The organism is Rhizobium chutanense (genome assembly GCF_002531935.1).
In the GTDB taxonomy this organism is placed as follows: Bacteria; Pseudomonadota; Alphaproteobacteria; order Rhizobiales; family Rhizobiaceae; genus Rhizobium; species Rhizobium chutanense.
On sequence record NZ_NWSV01000011.1, the window covers coordinates 120,165 to 137,899 of the forward strand.

Consider the following 17,735-nt stretch of genomic DNA (forward strand, 5'->3'; position numbering starts at 1 on the left):
GGCTATAGGCGTCGTGGTCAATTCAAAACGCCGGCAACGCCGGTCACGTCAGCCGTCGATCCGTCTACGATACAGAGGTGCATTTCCATGCCGATCGGTTCCGAGCATCCGCTGCGCAGGGAGTTGCATGACGAGCTGCATGCGCGGCCGTCGCTTTACTTCGATGGCGACACCGATGTCTGGCATGTCGCCATCGTCGGCGACAACGGCTCGCCTCGGCTGCCGGTTTCCCTGCCGGGATTGGAGGACGTCTCGACCACTCTCGGAGGCAACCACGGCATCGGCCGCTTCGGCGACGGCCGGCTGAAATGGGAGGCGCATACCGAGTTCCTGACCCTCACCTTCGTCACACCGGCAGCGTCTGCGCCCGGCAGCCATCCGCCCGAGGCTTTCCAGGCCTGCTGCGACAGGATCGACGGAAAGGTGATCGCAGCCGTCCGGGTGCTGGTGCGCGACGAGAAGGACGGGCTCGAAAAACCCAGGCTCGACTATGTCGCCTCCAAGGTCGGCGGCGGCGATGCCGAGGTGCATTCGAATTTCCGCCTGAGCGACGGCGGTTTCGTCGAATTTCTGTTCTTCAATCGCAACCTCAACGCCTATCGCACCGGCCGCATGGTCCGGCGCGTCCTCGAAATCGAGACATACAGGATGATGTCGATGCTGGCGATGCCGATGGCGCGCGAGACGATTTCTCAGCTCTCGGCTTTCGACCGGCGCCTCGATCTCCTGATCACGCACATGCAAAGCGCCGTCAAAGTCGACAAGGCGCTGCTTTCCGAAGTGACCAGGCTCTCCTCCGACGTCCTCAACTTCTCTGCGCTCGCGCGCCACCGCTTCGGGGCGACGAAAGCCTATGCCGAGATCGTCGCCAGCCGGGTATCGGAGCTGCGCGAGGAGCGCGTCGAGCAGCGCCAGCGGATCGGCACCTTTATCGGACGGCGCTTCCAGCCGGCCGTCCGTTCCGTGCATGCAGCAGAGCGCCGTCTCGATGAACTCGCCGAACGGGTCAGTCTCGCGGGCGATCTCTTGAGAACCACCGTGCAGGTTCAGCTCGAGGATCAGAACGCTTCGCTGCTGACCTCGATGGAAGAGAGGGCGCGCATCCAGGTGCATATCCAGCAGGCGGTCGAAGGCTTCTCGGTCATCGCCATCACCTATTACACCGTCGGCCTCGCCAAGATCTGTCTCGAAAGCATTGCCGAACTCGGCGTCGATCCGCATATGGCCAAACTCGCCGTGCTCGCCGCCATCCCGCTCGTGCTCTTCGCCGTCTGGACCGCTGTGCGCCATGTTCGCAGAAGCATTGCCGGCGCCCCGCACAGCCCGATATCCGGAAATCACTAACGCAGCGTCGGGCACTCAGCCTGCCGCGAGCCGAGCTCAGGCCTCTTCGCCAACGTCTTCGCTTCCTTCCAGCTTGTGAAGAAGCGCCTTCATGACGCGGTGCGTCGTCTCGATCTCGAGAACATCGAGGCCGTCCGCAAGACCACTCGCCCAGGGAGCCTGGAGGCGCATCGCCGCCTTCTGGGTGTCTCGTCCCTTTTCTGTCAGCACAACGAGCTGCGCCCGCCGGTGATGGGGATTGGCGGCAAAGGCGACGAGCCCCTCCTTCTCCAGATCGTTGACGATGCGCTGCACGTTCTGGCGGTTGGCTCCCATGTCGCGCGCCAGCCAGGCGACCGGTTGCGGACGCTCCGAAGCTGCGACGGTGCCGAGTACATGCCAGCGCGCACTCGTCAGCCCGAGACCGGCGACGAGCTTGTCTCCTGAGGTCAGCATCCGGTTGTTCAGCCTGAACAGATCGAGGACGAGAGCGGTCAATGCGGATCCGGCAGCGGTTCGTTCGGCTTCAGTCATTTGTCACCATGCAATTAAATTGACATTATGATGTCAATTTAATATGTTTCCTTCATGTCGAATTGACACCATGGAACCATATAGAAAGGAGCAAGTCATGTCACACCTTCGTCCGCTGGACCCCGCCTTCCCGATCGACCGGCAAATCGAGCTGGAAGCCTCCCCGGTCGTGCTCATAAACCTTTTCACTCTCGACAAGGCGGATGAGCCGAGATTCCTTGAGGTCTGGCAGGACGACGCCGCCTTCATGAAACGCCAGCCCCGCTTCATCTCCACGCAGCTGCATCGCGCATTGGGCGAAAACCCGACCTACCTCAATTACGCCGCCTGGGAATCCAATGCGCATTTCCGGGCCGCCTTTATCCATCCGGAGTTCAGGGCGAAGACCTCGGCCTATCCATCGTCGGCAATCGCGTCACCGCACCTCTTCCAGAAGGTCGCGGTCGCAGACATCTGCGTCGCCTAGCTTGGCGTTGAGGCCGCTTCACGGACATGACCTCAGGTCAGCCCGCGGTGCCGGAGTTTTAATGTTTCGATGAACGCACCTTTCCCGCCGGCTTGCTCCGGCGGGAAAGGTCAAGCTTTCGTACCAGCGGCGATTAGGACGCCATCGCGTAACGGCGATGGTCCGATGCCCGGGCGCTGCCCGTTTTGAAGCGCCTCAGCAGTTCGGCAAGGCTTTCGGTTTCCTGCGTCAGGCTCTGGGCGGCCGCCGTGGTTTCTTCGACCATTGCGGCGTTCTGCTGCGTCACCTTGTCCATCTGGTCGCCGGCGGCCGAGACCTCGCGCAGGCTTGTCGCCTGCTCGCGGGCGGCGACCGCGATCTCGGCGACGGTCGCGTTCATGGCGGTGACGTGCTCGACGATCTGCTCGAGCGAGACGCCGGATTCACCGACCAGCTCGACGCCTGTCTTAACCTGAGTCGAGGAGGTGGAGATCAGTTCCTTAATCTCCCGCGCCGCATTGGCCGAACGCTGGGCGAGTTCACGGACTTCCTGGGCGACGACGGCGAAGCCCTTGCCCGCTTCACCGGCACGCGCGGCTTCGACACCGGCATTCAGCGCAAGCAGGTTGGTCTGGAAGGCGATTTCGTCGATGACGCTGATGATGTTGCCGATCTTCGACGACGAATTCTGGATTTCCGTCATCGCCGCGATGGCGCGGGAAACGATCTCGCCGCCCTTTTCGGCATTGGTGCGGGCCGTCGCCACGACAGCCTGGGCGCGGCTTGCGCCCTCGGCCGTCCCGTTGACACCGCGGGTGACGTCGCCGAGCGCTGCAACCGTCTCCTCCAGGGAAGCCGCCTGCTGCTCGGTGCGGCGGGCAAGATCGTTGGAGGCCGTCGAGATTTCCGAAAGGCCCGACCGGATCGTGGCGACCGCCCGGATGACGGAGGCGACGGCCTCTTCAAGGCTTGCGACCGAATTGTTGAAATGATCGCGAATCCTGACATAGCGATGATCGACTTCGCCGACGCGGACGGTGAGATCGCCCTTCGAGAGTGCGTCCAGCCCGACGGAGATCTGGCGGAAGGCATGTTCCATTACCTGTGCGTCGGAGAGCCGCTCGGCCTCTTGGCGCAGCCGTTCTTCTTCGGCCGCCAGACGGGCGCGTTCGGCATTGGCTTCGGCGATCAGCTTGGCGCGTCCGGTCTCCTGGAAGACCTTCAGCGAACGGGCCATGGCGCCGAGCTCGTGCCGGTGCTCGACGCCCGTGATCACGATCGCGTCGTCGCCGCGGGCAAGCCGCTCCATGGACTGAGCCATGCCGCGAACGGCGGAGGAAATCAGCCGGCCGACGAAATAGGAGAGCACGAGCCCGATGACGATCAGCAGGCCGCTGATGACGAGCGTGGCGCTGGTCGCGGAGGCAACGGTTGCTTCCACAGAACCGTCGAGGTTCTTCTGCGCGCCGGTGACGGTCGCCTGCAGATCCTTGAACTCGCCCGATATTTTCGGCGCCAGCACGTTGAGCTGCGTCTGGCGGATATTGCCGGATGCCTGCAGCACTTCCTTCATGTCGCCGAGACGGGCCGTGTAGTTCTGCATGAGTTGACCGGCACCCATGAGGCGTTTCTTCTGCAGCTCGTTCTTGGCGGCCTTGGCGGCGGCATCGTTGAGCGCCACCGCTTCGCCGAGCGCTGCCTGCGCCGTGTCATAGGCGGCAAAATCGTCGGAATGGACGAAGCGCTCGGAGAAATAGAGGCTGCGGTTCAGGGCTTCCAGCGTTTCCGCCGTCATGTGCAGCAGGGCCACGTCGTTCTGGCGCCAGGCGCTGCGCATGACGTCATTGAGCGCGATGCTGGTCCAGGGGCCGAATTCGGTGACCTTGGAGATCAGCAGGTCTCGCCGGGCTTGAAGGATGACGATCTGTTCGAAGGCCTTGCCATAGGCGGCAATATCCTGACGGATCGCGGCAAGACCAGCCTGCAGGTCCTTGTTGTCGGCAAAACGCGGATCGTCGGCTTCGAAGGCTTTGACGCCGGCACGGAAACTGTCGACGACGGCCTGCGACGGCGTGGAGCGGAAGGCCTCGGCCGACATCTGGATCTCATGCAGCTGGTCGCTGTAATCCGAGATGGCAAGGCTCTGGCCGGCAGTGGCGCGATAGGAGGCGAAGATGGCGGCGAGCCCGTTCATGCCGGAGATCGCGCTGACGGTGAGAAGGCTCATCAGCAGGATCAGCGGCACGAAGCCCGAGGTGATCTGCGCGCGAATGCCGAATTTATTCCAGAAATGCAACATCATAGGCCTCTTATGCTCACTGGCTCTTCGGCAGGTATTGGGCAATGTTCTCAGGTGTGACGAGTTCGAAGGGAACGTTGTTTTCGCGCGGCACCTTCTCCTTTTTGATGAGCTTCATGGCGGCATCGACCGCAGCTGCGCCCTGCCCGACGGCGCTCTGGAGAACGGTGACATCGAGATCGCCCGCTACCATTGCCGCAAGCGCATCGTCGGTCGCGTCGACGCCGCCGACGACGACGTCCTTCATCGGGATATTGGCTTTCTTCATGGCGCGGATCGCACCGAGCGCCATCTCGTCATTGTTGGCGATAACAGCATCGAACTTGACACCGGCCGCCAGCCATTCCTGCATCTGCTGATCTGCATAATCGCGCGACCAATAGGCCGCTTGCTGCTCGACGATCTCAAGGCCTTTGCATTCCGGCGTCGCGATGACATCTGATATGTCCTGGGTGCGGGTGCGGGCAGCCACATGGAAGACCTCCCCCATCAGCACGACGACACGGCCCTTGCCCTTGAGGAGAGAGCACACTTGCTTCGTCTCAAGCGTACCGGAGTCTTTCTCATCGGAGGCGACAACGACCTGATTGTCCGGCAAGTCCAGAAGATTGGAGGGCGTCGTGTTGATGTAAACAAGCGGAATGCCGGCATCCGCTGCGATCTTGGTCATTTGCGGCCCGAGATCGCCATCAGACAGCATCATGATAATGGCATCGACCTTGTCGGCGACGAACTGCTGAACCTGCTTCTTCTGCAGCTCATTGTCGCCATTGGCATTCTGGGTGACGAGCTTGAGGCCTGATATCGTCTTCCCGTGCGAGACGACGCCGTTCACAAGCATCTCTCTAAACTTGTCGAGATTGGTCATCGAAACCCCGATCGTCTGCGCATTGGCAACAGAGACCGATATCGCCAGAGCGATGGATGCAAGCGTGGCCGTTTTCATGAATTCCCCTGCGCAATTCGGATATGAACGCGTTATTTCAAATCTTGGTTAAATTTTGCTTTTCGGCCGGAAGCAAAAGTTAAGCGCGAGGAATTAACGACCACCGAAGCCGGAACTGACGGTGATGCCCCTGTAGATCACCCTCTGCAGCACGATGGCCAGGATGACGCCGGGCACCATGGAAATCGTCGCACCCGCCATGATGTAGTTCCACGCAGTGCCCTGTTGTGTCTGGAACAAGGTGAGCCCGAGCGGCAACGTGGCTTTTTCGACGCCGCTGGTGGCGATCAGCGGCCAGAGGAAGCTCTTCCATTGCGCGATGAAGGTGAAGAGCGCGAGCAGGCCGATCGCCGGCATGGCGAGCGGAACGATCACCGTCACCAGGATGCGCAGGCGCGAAGCCCCGTCCATCATCGCCGCCTCGTCGAGATCCTTAGGGATGCCGAGGATGAACTGGCGCAGCAGGAAAGTGCCGAAGGACGAAAAGGCGACCGGCAGGATCATGCCGTGATAGGTGTTGATCCAACCGAGTTTGCTGACGACGAGGAAGAGGGGGATGACCAGCATCACCTGCGGGATCATCAGCGTGCTGAGATAGGTGAGCAGCAGCCCTTCCTGCCCCGGAAACCGCAGCCGGGCGAAAGCATAGGCGGAAAGGCAGGATACCACGATGACGATTGCGGTCACGCCGCAGGCGACGACGAGGGAATTCAACAGGAAGATGCCGAAGGGCAGCGAGACCAGGGCTTCGACGAAATTGCCCCACTGGTACTCCTCGGGGAAGATGCGGACCGGCACGGCCATCACCTCTGCATTGGAGCGCACCGCATTCGATACCATCCAGAAGAAGGGAAAGAGGAAGAGCAGTGCGACCAGCGAAAGCCCGGCATAGCTGGCGACGGTGCCGATGCGCCGCAACAGGCGATTCCGGTTCGCCGAGATGGAATGCGGATGCCGTGAGGCCGGGCTATTCGTCATAATGCACCCATTTGCGCTGCATGCGGAACTGCAGGATAGTGAGCGCCATGATCATGACGAACATCACCCAGGCGAGCGCCGAGGCATAACCCATCTGAAAATTGGTGAAGCCCTTCTGATAGATGGCGAAGCCGAGGGTCGCCGTCGCCGAGCCGGGACCGCCGCGCGTCATCGCAAAGATCTCGTCGAAGACCTGCAGCGAGGTGATGGCCGTCATCACGGTGGCGAAGAAGACCGTCGGCGAAATCAGTGGCAGGCGGATGCGCCAGAAGCGCCGCCAGGGACCAGCGCCGTCGATCATCGCCGCTTCGAGATAATGCTTCGGCACCAGATCGAGCGCGGCGTTGAACATCACCACGTTGTAGCCGACATTGGCCCAGAGCGTGACGATCACGACCGCCTGCATCGCCCAGCTCGAACTCAGCAAGAAATTCGGCAGGCCGAGGCCGAGCGAACGGATGACGCTGTCGGCGAGGCCGTCCGGCGTGAAGATCAGCAGCCATACCACGGAAGCCGCAATGGTCGGCGTGAAGGTCGGCAGGAAGAAGATCACCCTGAAGATCGCCTTGCCGTGCTTGAGGCTCGATATCCACACCGCGAGCGTCAGCGAGACGATGATGTTCACGGCCAGATATTCGACGGCGAAGAACAGCGTGTTTCCCAATATGGTGGAGAATGAGGGATCAACGGTGAAGAGTTTGATATAATTCTGAAAACCGACGAAGGACGGCGTCGAGATCAGCTGCCAGTTGGTGAAGGAGAGCGCGAGCGACGCCACGATCGGCAGAGCCATGAAGATCATGAAGCCGAGGAAACTCGGCAGCAAGAACACCATCGCCGTCTGCGTCTCAGGCTTCAGGAAGCGCCGTCGCTGAACGGGCTGCAAGGAAAGTTCGGCGACGGCGCTTTCCGACATGTCTTCCTCCATTCCCGGCAGGTTCCGCCGCGGCGAGAGCTGGCGCATGATCCCCGAAATCGCAGTGGATTTTCCGAGGGATCATGCGCAGATTCGAAGCGATGGCGCCCTATTGCTGCGCGAGGCTCTGGATGGCGTCCATCGTCTGCTTGGCGTCGGCGCTGCCGGCGAAGGCCGGCGGAAAATACTGGTTGAAGAGGTTTTCCACCGCCGCCCAGTTATTGGTGATCACGTAGGGCACCGAATGCGCCAGGGAATAGTCGATGGCCTCGCCGCCGTTGGTAATGTCCTTGGCCGCCACCTTGTACCAGGAGGATTGCGAGGCCGTGCGCGCCGGAAGCGCACGCCCCTGTTCGGCGAGATACTGCAAGGCCTCCGGGCTGGTCAGCACCTGGATCGCCTTCCAGGCCGCGTCCTTGTTCTTGCTCGTCGTGGCAATGCCGAAACCGGAGCCGGCCGTGACGGCCGTAAGCTCTCCTTCTCCGCGCGGCAGGGTGGTGGAACCGACCTTGAACTTGACCTTGTCCTTCATGCCGATGATCGACCATGGACCGTCGACATACATGGCGACGTTGCCCGAGTAGAACCGGCCTTGGATGACCGTGCCGGCATCGGCACTCGACGGCACCAGCGGTGCGATCTTATCCTTGGCGGCAAAGCCGATCACCGTCTCGGCAGCGGCAATGGCGCCTGGATTGGTCAGGTCGAGTTCTCGTGCATCGTTGACATATTTATCGCCCCAGGCCGATGCCAGGACCGAATAGTTTTGCGGGGTGATGCCGAAGCCGTATTTGCCGTCCTTCGTCAGCTTCTTGGCGGCATCGGTGAACTCGGCCAGCGTCCAGCCCGGCTTCGGCAAGGCAATGCCGGCGGCTTCGAAGACATCCTGGTTATAATAGACGACCCACGGACCGACGTCATAGGGCAGGCCGTACAGTTGCTTGTCGATGGACATGCCGCCGATGATCGAGGGGGTGAAGGCGCCGACGTCGAATTTATCGGCCGCGATCCGATCATTCAGAGGCTCGAGCAGCGAATAGAAATTCGGCATGCGCAGCGACTGCATGGACACGATGTCGGCGAGCTGTCCTGATGCCGCCAGCACCGGCAGCCGCGTCCAATAGTCCACCCAGCCGGTCGTCGTCAGCGTCACCTTGATATCGGGGTACTTGGCGGTCACCATGTCGGCCAGGTGTTGCCAGCCCTTGGTGTCGGCATCGGAACCGGTCCACATCTGCCAGGTCAGGTTGACCTGCTCGGCCGATGCGGCTGTGGCAAAGAGGCTGCCGCCGATCGCGGCGAGCAAAAGCGTTTTCTTCAGAACCTTCATGGGTTTCTCCTCCCTCCATGACGCAATGAACACGCGCGTGCGATCGACTACGCCTTGAGGACGATCTCGATCACCGGGACGGTGACGTCAGGTCGCCGGACCGGCAGTTCGAGCGTGATCATGCCTTCCGGCACCATCACGCCGATATTGGAATCCACATCCCTCGTGTGGCTGAGCCAACGCACTTCGCTCGCGTCATGCAGGAACTGCGCATAGGCGATCCTGTCGGCGAGGCCCTCGATATGGATGTGGCGGTAAGGCCAGTTATAGACATGCAGATAGAGGCGGTTGCCGCGCTGGGTGTAGCGGCAGCCGGCCGGCACCGGAAGCTCGGACGGGCCGGCGCCATAGATGGAGCGCCCGTTGACCTCAATCCATTTCTGATAGACCTCGAGCGCCTCGATGGCGCGGGCATCGAAGGTGCCGCGACCGGTCGGGCCGACATTCATCAACAGATTGCCGCCGAGTGCGACGGAATCGATCAAGAGCTGGATGATCTGTTCCGGGCTCTTCCAGCTATCCTCGTCGCGGTGATAGCCCCAGGAGCCGCTGAAGGTGTGGCAGGCTTCCCAGAGCACCCCTTGGCTCGCAATCGCAGGCGCCACGCGCGGCGTATATTGCTCCGGCGTCGTTATGTCGGGCAGCTTGCCCGGCGGCAGATCAAGACGGTTGTTGACGATGATTTCGGGCTGCAGATCACGCACCAGCTCCAGCAGCTTCTCACTCTCCCAGTCGGCACGCCCCTTGCCGGGCAGACCGCGATATTCGCGGCCGGGATAGCTGAAATCGAACCAGATGATGTCGATGCGGCCGAAGCCGGTCAGGAGCTCACGCACCTGTTCGCGCATATAGGCGGCGTAATTGGCGACGTTGCGGCCGGCATTCAGCGCCTCGGCTTGCGGATGGTTGCGCAGCGGGTGATGGACGTCGATCGGAAAATCCGGGTGATGCCAGTCGAGCAGCGAATAGTAAAAGCCGACTTTCAGCCCTTCGGCGCGGAAGGCTTCGACGAACGGCGTCAGCAGATCCCTGCCGCAGGGCGTGTTCGGCGCCTTGTAGTCGGTCACCTTGCTGTCCCAGAGGCAGAAGCCCTCGTGATGCTTGGTCGTCACCACGACATATTTCATGCCGGCAAGACGTGCGCGGCGCGCCCATTCCCTGGGATCGTAGAGATCGGGATCGAAATTGTCGAAATAACGCTGATAGTGATCGTCGCCCAGCTCTTCGCGGTTCTTCAACCACTCGTGCCGCGCTCCAAGCGCATAAAGGCCCCAGTGGATGAACATGCCGAGGCGATCATGGCTGAACCAGGCGTGCTTGCCCGCTCCCGATGCCGGATTTTCCAGCAGGCGTTCCGAACCCGTCACAGGTTTCTCCTCCCTGTTTTCCGGTTCCACATCATATCGAACCGGTTCGGTGACTGAACATCTTCTTTGATCCTGTATCTGTCAAGCCGAAATTCGCGAATGGCAGAACTGCGAGAGATATGCCAGACAACTGACCAATCAAGCAGGATATATTGCGCAGACGAATAAAATCTGACAAAAGAAGGCTTTAGAACCGGTTCGATAAATATGACGACCATACGCGACGTCGCGCGCCTGGCAGGGGTTTCGATCTCGACCGTCTCGCTCGCGCTCAACAGCCCGAAGCGAGTCGGCGCCGAGACGCTCGACCGCATCCAGCAGGCGATACAATCGACCGGCTATCGTATCGATCCGGTGGCCCAGACGTTGGCGCGCGGTCGCAGTTCGCTGATCGGTTTCGTCTCGGCCAATCTCGGCAACATGTTCTTCGGCGACATCCGCCGCGAGATCGAGCATCAGGCACTCGACCACGGCTACTTCGTGCTGATCGCCGACTCCTCCGGCCGGGCCGATCTCGAGCGGGCGCTGCTGGAGCGGCTGCAGGCGCAGAAGATCGCAGGCATTGCGCTGGCGGCAAACGGGCGCGGCGAGGAATACGCAGCCTTCCTGCGCGAGTTCAAGACGCCGATCGTCATGTTCGACCAGAAGGTGGAGGGCGCCGAGCGCGATTTCGTCGGCTCCGACAATCCGCTGACGACGACCATCCTGACCGAGCACCTGCTGCAGCTCGGCCACCGGCGCATCGCCTTCATCTCCGGTCCAAGCGGCCTGCACACCGCCGACGAGCGCCTGAGAGGCTTCATGGACACGATGGCCGGCGCCGGCGTCGGCGTCGACCCCTCGCTGGTTGTCGAGGGCGGCTATACCAGGACCGGCGGCCATGCGCAGGCGATGCGCCTGCTCACCCGCCGCGACCGCCCGACCGCCATCATCGGCGCCAACAACATGACGGGGCTGGCAACCCTGCAGGTGATGCAGGAAATGGGCTTCCGCTGTCCCGACGACGTGTCGCTGGCAATGGTCGACGACGTACCCTGGAGCAACGTCATCACGCCACGCATCACCATGGTCGTGCAGGATGCCCAGAAGCTCGGCGAACTGGCCGCACAGCGCCTGCTGGCAAGAATCGCAAACCCCGAGGTGGCCGCGGAGCCGCCGCAGGATTTCATCCTGACGCCGAGATTCGTGCGCGGGGAGTCAACCAGGCGGCTGTGAGGGCGTGCCTAAACTTCATCACTGGGCAGGAAATGAGGCGCATCGTCATCGAGGCTATCAGCCCAAGCTTAGATCAACCCATGATCGATAGTCTTGGCCTCATCCACGTCGGCCAGTGCTTCGAGAGTTAAAATCCGCTGCTTCTCCTGCGCAAGCAGCCGCGGAACATGGGCAGTCGGGATTCTGGTTTCCATCGAAGCTCTCTTATCGACCATCCCAATGATAGCGAATAACTCAGCTCCTATGCAACAACGCCGCCTTATCAGCAAAGCTGGCGAGCACCTGCAGCCGCTCATCCATTGAAAGGCTGCGAGATTTGTCATACATGTGTGATGAGTCGTAAATTTCGGCACGCCGCAGAATCGAACGGCGTCCGGATCAAAGCCGATGCGGGGGTCGAGGCGTGGCTATGCAAGGGAAGGATCGCAGCAGAGGTTCGGGGTCGCTGGTCTCACAGGTCGGCGAAAGCCTCCGGCAAGCGATCTTGAGCGGCCAGTATGCCGCCGGCGACAAGCTTCCGAGCGAGCATGAGCTGACCGAAACGCACAGCGTCAGCCGAACCGTGGTGCGCGAAGCCGTGGCCGCGCTTCGTTCCGACGGGCTGGTCGAAGTGCGCCAGGGCGCGGGTATTTTCGTGATCAGCCCCGATCCGGCGCTGTCGGGCCGGAAAGTCGACAAGGCCCGCGTCGCTTCCGATCTGGAAGTGCTGGAAATCCGCACACCCGTCGAAATCGAGGCGGCGGGGCTCGCCGCGCTCCGCCGTTCGCCGGCGCAGGAGGAAGCGATTTTCGAATGCCACCGGAAAATCCTCCAGTGCATCGAAGCCGATCAATCCATCCGCGAAGCCGATCTCGATCTCCATGTCGCAATCGCCGAGGCGACGAACAATCCGCTGTTCAAGCACTTCCTGGAATCTCAAGGCTCGGCGATCATCCCGCAGTCGAGGGTCGTCCCGGAAACGCGAACGGCCGAACAGACCGCCTATCGCAAGCTCATTCACCGGGAGCATGAAGCGATCATCGTCGCGATCTCCGACAGGGACGACCAGGCGGCCCGCAACGCCATGCGCGAGCATCTGGTGGGCAGCCAGGCCCGGTATCGCAACCTCCTGAAGGATCTGCGAAGCTTTACAAGCTGAGGCCGACGCAAAGCGCTGCAGCTTCTCGGACATCACCGACCCCACCCCGATCCCGGCCGCTGCAGGCAAATCTGCTGGCCCATCGCGCAGCCGTGTTTATTGTAAGGGACCGGTGCGCAGCCCGTTTGCGGCTGAAAGCTAGTTGAAAGCTTCGGCGTCTTAGGAAAGGGCAGCATCGTGGAGGAGACACGGGTTGAGGTGACGAGACGACGATGCAGGCAAACCATCAGGAGGAGATATCAATGCGTTCTTCACGCAGCCTTTTTCACACCGTCGCTTTTTCCGCGCTTCTCGCCGCAGCCACATTCACGTCAGGCGCCGCCCATGCGGCCGACAAGATCACCATCATGGTCGGCGGCTATGAGAAGCAGATTTATCTGCCCGCCAAGCTCGCCGAATCCCTCGGTTACTTCAAGGACGAGGGCCTCGATGTCGAACTCCTGAACGAAGCGGCCGGCGTCGATGCCGAAAACCAGCTTCTGGCAGGCGCCGTCCAGGGCGTCGTCGGCTTCTATGACCACTGTGTGGACCTCCAGGCCAAGGGCAAGTTCGTCGAATCCGTCGTTCAGTTCAGCCAGGCGCCGGGCGAAGTCGAGATGGTCTCGAGCAAGCATCCCGAAATCAAGTCGCCGGCCGACTTCAAGGGCAAGAACCTCGGCGTCACCGGCCTCGGCTCGTCCACAAACTTCCTGACGCTGTTCATGGCCTCGAAGGCCGGCCTGCAGCCGGGCGACGTCGTCACCATCCCGGTCGGCGCCGGTGGCACCTTCATCGCCGCCATGCAGCAGGATCAGATCCAGGCCGGCATGACGACGGAGCCGACGATCTCGCGCCTGATCAAGACGGGCGAAGCCAGCGTTCTCGTCGACATGCGCACGGTCGATTCGACCCGCAAGGCGCTCGGCGGAACCTATCCCGCCGCCTCGCTCTACATGGAAACCTCCTGGGTCGACGCGCATAAGGAAGAGGCGCAGAAGCTTGCCAACGCCTTCGTCAAGACGCTGAAGTACATCAATACGCATTCCGCCGCCGAGATCGCCGACAAGATGCCGAAGGACTTCTACGTCGGCGACAAGGACGGCTACATCAAGGCTCTCGATGAGGGCAAGGGCATGTTCACGCCCGACGGCGTGATGCCGGAAGATGGCCCGAAGACCGTGCTTGCCGTGCTCTCGGAGTTCTCCAAGAACGTCAAGGGCAAGCAGATCGACCTTTCCAAGACTTACACGACTGAGTTCGTCAAGAACGTCAAGTAAATCAGTCGCGCCGCTTCCTGCCTCAGCCGGGAGCGGCGTCCGTTCGATCATGGGCTTTGCGTGCGCGCCCTCAAGCACGCCTCGGGTATCACCATGCAACAGGACAACAAACAGATCCCGGCGATCGAGCTGATCAATGTCAGCCGGCGCTTCGTCTCGCCGACCGGCAAGTCCCTGACGGCGCTGCGCGATTTCAACATGACGGTCGCCCGCGGCGAATTCGTCGCCGTCGTCGGCCCGACAGGGTGCGGCAAGTCGACGACGCTCAATCTCGTGACGGGCCTCGCACGTCCGAGCGCCGGCGAAGTCCGCCTGATGGGCGGGCAGATCACCGGCATCGACCCGCGTGTCGGCTTCGCCTTCCAGACCGATGCGCTCTTTCCCTGGAAGAACGTCATCGAAAACGTCATGGCCGGGCCGCTGTTCCGCGGCAAGTCGCGCACTGAAGCGGAAAAGAGCGCCCGCGACTGGCTGGCGCGCGTCGGCCTGTCGAAGTTTGTGCATCATTATCCCCATCAACTCTCCGGCGGCATGCGCAAGCGCGTCTCGCTGGCGCAGACCTTCATCAACGAACCCGAAATCCTGCTGATGGACGAGCCCTTCTCGGCGCTCGACGTGCAGACCCGCACGGTCATGCACGAGGAGCTGCTGAAGCTCTGGGCCGAACGCAAGGCCTCGGTGGTGTTCGTCACCCACGATCTCGAAGAGGCCGTGGCACTTGCCGACAAGGTCTATGTGCTCACTGCCGGCCCAGCCACGGTCAAGTCGGTCTACCCGATCGATCTTCCCCGTCCGCGCGTGGTGTCGGAGATCCGCTACGAGCAGAGCTTCATCGATTACTGCAAGACGATCTGGGAGGACCTGCGCGAAGAGGTCGAAACCAGCTACCGCCGCGCAAGCGAAGCGGCCTGACGGGAGGATATCATGGCAAACACCACGTTCGAGGCCGGTTCGGCCACGCTGTTTCGTCCGGGCACGTCGGATGCTGAGATCGAAGCCTCCGCAATGAAGGCGATACGCCGGCGCAACACATTGGTGCGCTTCTGGCAGATCGCCATCCTGGTCTTCGTGATCGGCATGTGGGAGCTTTCCTCCAACATGAACTGGATCGACCCGTTCTTCTATTCGAGCCCGAGCGGCGTCCTTGCGCGGCTCTACGAATGGGCGACCGAAGGCACCACCGAAGGGTCGCTCTGGTATAATCTCTGGGTGACGATGGAAGAGGCTCTGATCGGCTTCTTCGCAGGCTCGATCACCGGCGTCTTCGTCGGCATCGGCCTCGGCCGCAACCGCTTCCTGTCGGATATTTTCTCCGTCTACATCAAGGCGATCAACTCGATCCCGCGTGTGGTTCTTGCCCCGATCTTCATCATGATCATGGGTCTCGGCCTGCCGTCCAAGGTCGCGCTCGCCTTCATCATGGTGTTTTTCGTCGTCTTCGCCAACGCCTTCCAGGGCGTGCGCGAAGCCGACCGCAACATGATCGCCAATGCCCGCATCCTTGGCGCTTCCGACTGGCAGGTGACCCGCACCGTGGTCATTCCTTCGGCGATGAGCTGGATCTTCGCCAGCCTGCACGTCTCCTTCGGCTTTGCGATCATCGGCGCCATCGTCGGCGAATTCGTCGGCGCCCGCTTCGGCATCGGCCAGTTGATCTCGATCGCCAAGGGCACGTTCGACGCGGCCGGCATGTTCGCGGCCATCCTCCTCGTCATGGTCGTCACGCTTGTTGCCGAATACATCATGACATTGATCGAGAACCGTCTGGCCAAGTGGCGTCCGCAGCAGCACCTCGATACGCAGTGATCAAATCGGCCTCCTCCCAAGGCAGATCGAAGCGAAGGCCGGGCTTATTGCCCGGCCTTCTTTCATTCAATGCACCGAGGTTTAAGCGAGCGGAAGCCGCACCGTCACGACGAGCCCACCACCTTCCGCATCATCGAGCGAGACTGAACCTCCCGCCCCTTCGACGACCTCGCGCACGATCGCAAGCCCGAGGCCGCTGCCTTCGCTTTCGGTCCCCATGATCCGGTAGAAACGCTCGAAAACCTGTTCGCGCTCACCTTCGGGAATACCCGGCCCGTTATCCCAGACGGTGACGACGGCGCTGCCGTCCAGCTGGCCGACCGAAACCGTCACCCGTCCGTCCACGCGCGTATAGCGGATCGCGTTGTCGATGAGATTGACCAGCATCTCGCGCAGCATCGTGCCGTCCCCCTCGACGATGACAACCCCGTCCGCTTCCAGCCCGAGATCGATGTTGCGCTTGAGCGCCTCTTCGGCATAGGCCTCCAGAATCTCACGGGCAGCCTTGCTGAGATCGGTCGCATCGCTGCGCGGGCGCCTGCTTCCGGGCTCGGCCCGCGACAAGGTCAACAGCTGGCTGGCGAGACGCGAAATCTGCCGGGTGCTGGTGCGCAGTGCAGCAAGCGCCTCGTCGCGGCGGGCCGCATCGTCTTCGCGGGAGGCCACGCTCGCCTGCGTCGAAATCAGCGCGAGCGGGGTCCTCAACTGATGCGCCGCATTCGATACGAACCGCCGCTGCGCCGCCATCTGGTTCTGGACGCGCTCCATGTAATCGTTCAGCGCGTGCACGAGCGGGCGCAGTTCACTCTGGACCATCTCCGGCGGCAGCGGATCGAGACGGCTGCGCCCACGCCGGCGCACGGCGTCCCGCAGCCGCAGAGCAGGCGTAAGGCCGCGCTGAAGTCCAAGGATGGTCACCAGGCTTGCGACGAAGACGAGCACGAACTGCTTGGAAAAGTCCGAAAACCATAGCTGCCGTCGCATTGCATACTGGCTGTTGTGGGTCACGGCGACGGTCACCGAGATCGTGCCGTCATCGGGAAGGCCGACGACGGGATGGTCGAGCATCATGACGCGCACGTCGGCGCCATGGAACGCACGATCCTCGCCGGACCGCTGGACGGCCGGTCGCGGCAGGTTGGGAAAGCCGCTCACCAGGCTGCCCCAGGCGGTGATGACCTGGTAGGATACGCGGTCGCCGAAACCGGTATCGAACATCTCGAGAGCAGCCGGCGGCACATCCACCTGAACATTGCCGCCCTCATCGACTCGCACCGCCTCGGCGATGACGCGGGCGGAGGCGAGAAGCGTTCGATCCGTCACCAACTTTGCCGTCGCGTCGGCCGACCAGAAACTGTCGTAAAGATTGAAGGCGATCGCACCGAGGAGCGTCAGCAGCACCCAGCAGAGCAGTTGCACCCTCAGGCTCTGGCTGAGCCGCGCGATCGTTCCGCCAGCCTTTGTCACGATGCTATTGGACATGTCTGAGGAGATAGCCGAGCCCGCGCAGCGTCGCGATCTGAACCGAACTGGTTTCGAGCTTCTTGCGCAGCCTGTGGACGTAGATTTCGATGGCGCTCGGATCGGCCTCGTCGTCAAAACCGAAGACGCTTTCGGAGAGAGCGGCTTTAGAAACCGTATTGCCGAGCTTCATGACGAGCTGTTCGAGAACGGCATATTCCCGCGGCGTCAGTTGCAACGGCTCGCCTTCGACGAAGAACTGCCGCGTGCCGCCGGAAAAGCGCAGATTGCCGACGGTGATTTCGGAGGATGCTCGGTCCTGGCCGCGGCGCACCACGGCGCGGATCCTCGCCTCGAGTTCGGCGATTTCGAAGGGCTTGGCGAGATAATCGTCGGCGCCGCTGTCAAGCCCGGCCACGCGACCGTCCAGGCTCGCATTCGCGGTCAGGATGATGACCGGCAGCTTGTTTCCCGATTGCCTCAGCCGCTTCAAAAGCGTCAGCCCATCAAGCTTGGGCAGCGAAAGGTCGAGGATCATCGCCGAATACTCCGCCACCTTGAGCATATGCTCGGCGTCCTCGCCGTCATAAGCAATGTCGATAGCGTATTGCGCCTGCCGCAGGGCTTTGCCCAGCCAGGCCGCCAGATCCTTGTTGTCCTCCACCACAAGCAGTCTCATCCGTCCCCCTTAGCACGTGCAGAGGGCTTGGCGGAAGCGTGC

The 17,735-nt window shown here is 61.8% G+C and carries 17 protein-coding genes; 7 read left to right on the forward strand and 10 right to left on the reverse strand.

Translation table 11 applies throughout. The annotated features are described in order from the left end of the window. Positions 1–87: 87 nt before the first annotated feature. A complete protein-coding gene (locus CO666_RS18340) occupies positions 88–1,344 on the forward strand; it encodes a DUF3422 domain-containing protein (RefSeq protein WP_097613628.1) in 1,257 nt (418 codons plus the stop codon). Positions 1,345–1,380: 36 nt separating this feature from the next. On the opposite strand, the gene CO666_RS18345 is transcribed toward CO666_RS18340, so the two are convergent. Further along, a complete protein-coding gene (locus CO666_RS18345; RefSeq protein ID WP_097613629.1) occupies positions 1,381–1,857 on the reverse strand; it encodes a MarR family winged helix-turn-helix transcriptional regulator in 477 nt (158 codons plus the stop codon). A 97-nt stretch (positions 1,858–1,954) separates the two neighbouring features. Here CO666_RS18345 and CO666_RS18350 point away from each other — a divergent pair, with 97 nt between their 5' ends. After that, positions 1,955–2,323 carry an antibiotic biosynthesis monooxygenase family protein gene (locus CO666_RS18350; RefSeq protein ID WP_097613630.1) on the forward strand — a complete coding sequence of 123 codons (369 nt, stop codon included), beginning with the start codon at positions 1,955–1,957 and terminating at the stop codon, positions 2,321–2,323. Between the two features lie 133 nt (positions 2,324–2,456). Here CO666_RS18350 and CO666_RS18355 read toward each other — a convergent pair whose 3' ends face one another. From CO666_RS18355 to CO666_RS18380, 6 genes are all read right to left on the reverse strand, one after another. Beyond that, positions 2,457–4,601, reverse strand: a complete 2,145-nt coding sequence (locus tag CO666_RS18355; protein ID WP_097613686.1) for a methyl-accepting chemotaxis protein — start codon at positions 4,599–4,601, stop codon at positions 2,457–2,459. 16 nt (positions 4,602–4,617) lie between these two features. Beyond that, positions 4,618–5,547: a substrate-binding domain-containing protein gene (locus tag CO666_RS18360; protein ID WP_097613631.1), complete on the reverse strand. Its 930-nt coding sequence runs from the start codon at positions 5,545–5,547 to the stop codon at positions 4,618–4,620. 93 nt (positions 5,548–5,640) lie between these two features. Continuing rightward, a complete protein-coding gene (locus CO666_RS18365) occupies positions 5,641–6,525 on the reverse strand; it encodes a carbohydrate ABC transporter permease (RefSeq protein WP_097613632.1) in 885 nt (294 codons plus the stop codon). Then, the gene (locus CO666_RS18370) at positions 6,515–7,489 is read right to left on the reverse strand and encodes a carbohydrate ABC transporter permease (protein WP_179869712.1); all 975 of its coding nucleotides are present in this window, start codon (positions 7,487–7,489) and stop codon (positions 6,515–6,517) included. Before CO666_RS18370 ends, CO666_RS18365 begins: the two co-directional genes overlap by 11 nt. 61 nt (positions 7,490–7,550) lie before the next feature. After that, the gene (locus CO666_RS18375) at positions 7,551–8,771 is read right to left on the reverse strand and encodes an ABC transporter substrate-binding protein (RefSeq protein ID WP_097613633.1); all 1,221 of its coding nucleotides are present in this window, start codon (positions 8,769–8,771) and stop codon (positions 7,551–7,553) included. A gap of 47 nt (positions 8,772–8,818) precedes the next feature. Beyond that, positions 8,819–10,138, reverse strand: a complete 1,320-nt coding sequence (locus tag CO666_RS18380; RefSeq protein WP_097613634.1) for an alpha-L-fucosidase — start codon at positions 10,136–10,138, stop codon at positions 8,819–8,821. A 207-nt stretch (positions 10,139–10,345) separates the two neighbouring features. Here CO666_RS18380 and CO666_RS18385 point away from each other — a divergent pair, with 207 nt between their 5' ends. Next, entirely contained in the window at positions 10,346–11,353 is a 1,008-nt protein-coding gene (locus CO666_RS18385) for a LacI family DNA-binding transcriptional regulator (protein WP_097613635.1), read from the forward strand. Positions 11,354–11,421: 68 nt separating this feature from the next. On the opposite strand, the gene CO666_RS34900 is transcribed toward CO666_RS18385, so the two are convergent. Continuing rightward, positions 11,422–11,547, reverse strand: a complete 126-nt coding sequence (locus CO666_RS34900; RefSeq protein WP_280951808.1) for a hypothetical protein — start codon at positions 11,545–11,547, stop codon at positions 11,422–11,424. 215 nt (positions 11,548–11,762) lie between these two features. Between CO666_RS34900 and CO666_RS18395 the strand changes: the two genes are divergently transcribed. From CO666_RS18395 to CO666_RS18410, 4 genes are all read left to right on the forward strand, one after another. After that, complete coding sequence (locus CO666_RS18395) at positions 11,763–12,491, forward strand: FadR/GntR family transcriptional regulator (protein ID WP_097613637.1); 729 nt, start codon at positions 11,763–11,765, stop codon at positions 12,489–12,491. Between the two features lie 242 nt (positions 12,492–12,733). After that, a complete protein-coding gene (locus CO666_RS18400) occupies positions 12,734–13,747 on the forward strand; it encodes an ABC transporter substrate-binding protein (protein WP_097613638.1) in 1,014 nt (337 codons plus the stop codon). A 93-nt stretch (positions 13,748–13,840) separates the two neighbouring features. Next, positions 13,841–14,659, forward strand: a complete 819-nt coding sequence (locus CO666_RS18405; protein WP_097613688.1) for an ABC transporter ATP-binding protein — start codon at positions 13,841–13,843, stop codon at positions 14,657–14,659. A 12-nt stretch (positions 14,660–14,671) separates the two neighbouring features. Continuing rightward, positions 14,672–15,553 carry an ABC transporter permease gene (locus CO666_RS18410; protein WP_097613639.1) on the forward strand — a complete coding sequence of 294 codons (882 nt, stop codon included), beginning with the start codon at positions 14,672–14,674 and terminating at the stop codon, positions 15,551–15,553. Positions 15,554–15,634: 81 nt separating this feature from the next. Here the strand turns inward: CO666_RS18410 and CO666_RS18415 are convergent, their stop codons facing one another. Further along, on the reverse strand, positions 15,635–17,035 hold the full coding sequence (locus CO666_RS18415; protein ID WP_097613640.1) for a sensor histidine kinase: 1,401 nt from the start codon (positions 17,033–17,035) through the stop codon (positions 15,635–15,637). Continuing rightward, on the reverse strand, positions 17,025–17,693 hold the full coding sequence (locus CO666_RS18420; protein ID WP_097613641.1) for a response regulator: 669 nt from the start codon (positions 17,691–17,693) through the stop codon (positions 17,025–17,027). The genes CO666_RS18415 and CO666_RS18420 overlap by 11 nt, the downstream gene beginning before the upstream one ends. Positions 17,694–17,735 lie beyond the last annotated feature (42 nt).

Excerpts from the sequence above, each read along its gene's own strand:
- CO666_RS18350 (WP_097613630.1), top strand. The coding sequence starts at position 1,955 with ATGTCACACCTTCGTCCGCTGGACCCCGCCTTCCCGATCGACCGGCAA.
- CO666_RS18415 (WP_097613640.1), bottom strand. The coding sequence starts at position 17,035 with ATGTCCAATAGCATCGTGACAAAGGCTGGCGGAACGATCGCGCGGCTC.
- CO666_RS18410 (WP_097613639.1), top strand. The coding sequence starts at position 14,672 with ATGGCAAACACCACGTTCGAGGCCGGTTCGGCCACGCTGTTTCGTCCG.
- CO666_RS18360 (WP_097613631.1), bottom strand. The coding sequence starts at position 5,547 with ATGAAAACGGCCACGCTTGCATCCATCGCTCTGGCGATATCGGTCTCT.
- CO666_RS34900 (WP_280951808.1), bottom strand. The coding sequence starts at position 11,547 with ATGGAAACCAGAATCCCGACTGCCCATGTTCCGCGGCTGCTTGCGCAG.
- CO666_RS18355 (WP_097613686.1), bottom strand. The coding sequence starts at position 4,601 with ATGTTGCATTTCTGGAATAAATTCGGCATTCGCGCGCAGATCACCTCG.
- CO666_RS18340 (WP_097613628.1), top strand. The coding sequence starts at position 88 with ATGCCGATCGGTTCCGAGCATCCGCTGCGCAGGGAGTTGCATGACGAG.
- CO666_RS18365 (WP_097613632.1), bottom strand. The coding sequence starts at position 6,525 with ATGACGAATAGCCCGGCCTCACGGCATCCGCATTCCATCTCGGCGAAC.
- CO666_RS18420 (WP_097613641.1), bottom strand. The coding sequence starts at position 17,693 with ATGAGACTGCTTGTGGTGGAGGACAACAAGGATCTGGCGGCCTGGCTG.
- CO666_RS18375 (WP_097613633.1), bottom strand. The coding sequence starts at position 8,771 with ATGAAGGTTCTGAAGAAAACGCTTTTGCTCGCCGCGATCGGCGGCAGC.
- CO666_RS18395 (WP_097613637.1), top strand. The coding sequence starts at position 11,763 with ATGCAAGGGAAGGATCGCAGCAGAGGTTCGGGGTCGCTGGTCTCACAG.
- CO666_RS18400 (WP_097613638.1), top strand. The coding sequence starts at position 12,734 with ATGCGTTCTTCACGCAGCCTTTTTCACACCGTCGCTTTTTCCGCGCTT.
- CO666_RS18370 (WP_179869712.1), bottom strand. The coding sequence starts at position 7,489 with ATGCGCCAGCTCTCGCCGCGGCGGAACCTGCCGGGAATGGAGGAAGAC.
- CO666_RS18345 (WP_097613629.1), bottom strand. The coding sequence starts at position 1,857 with ATGACTGAAGCCGAACGAACCGCTGCCGGATCCGCATTGACCGCTCTC.
- CO666_RS18405 (WP_097613688.1), top strand. The coding sequence starts at position 13,841 with ATGCAACAGGACAACAAACAGATCCCGGCGATCGAGCTGATCAATGTC.
- CO666_RS18385 (WP_097613635.1), top strand. The coding sequence starts at position 10,346 with ATGACGACCATACGCGACGTCGCGCGCCTGGCAGGGGTTTCGATCTCG.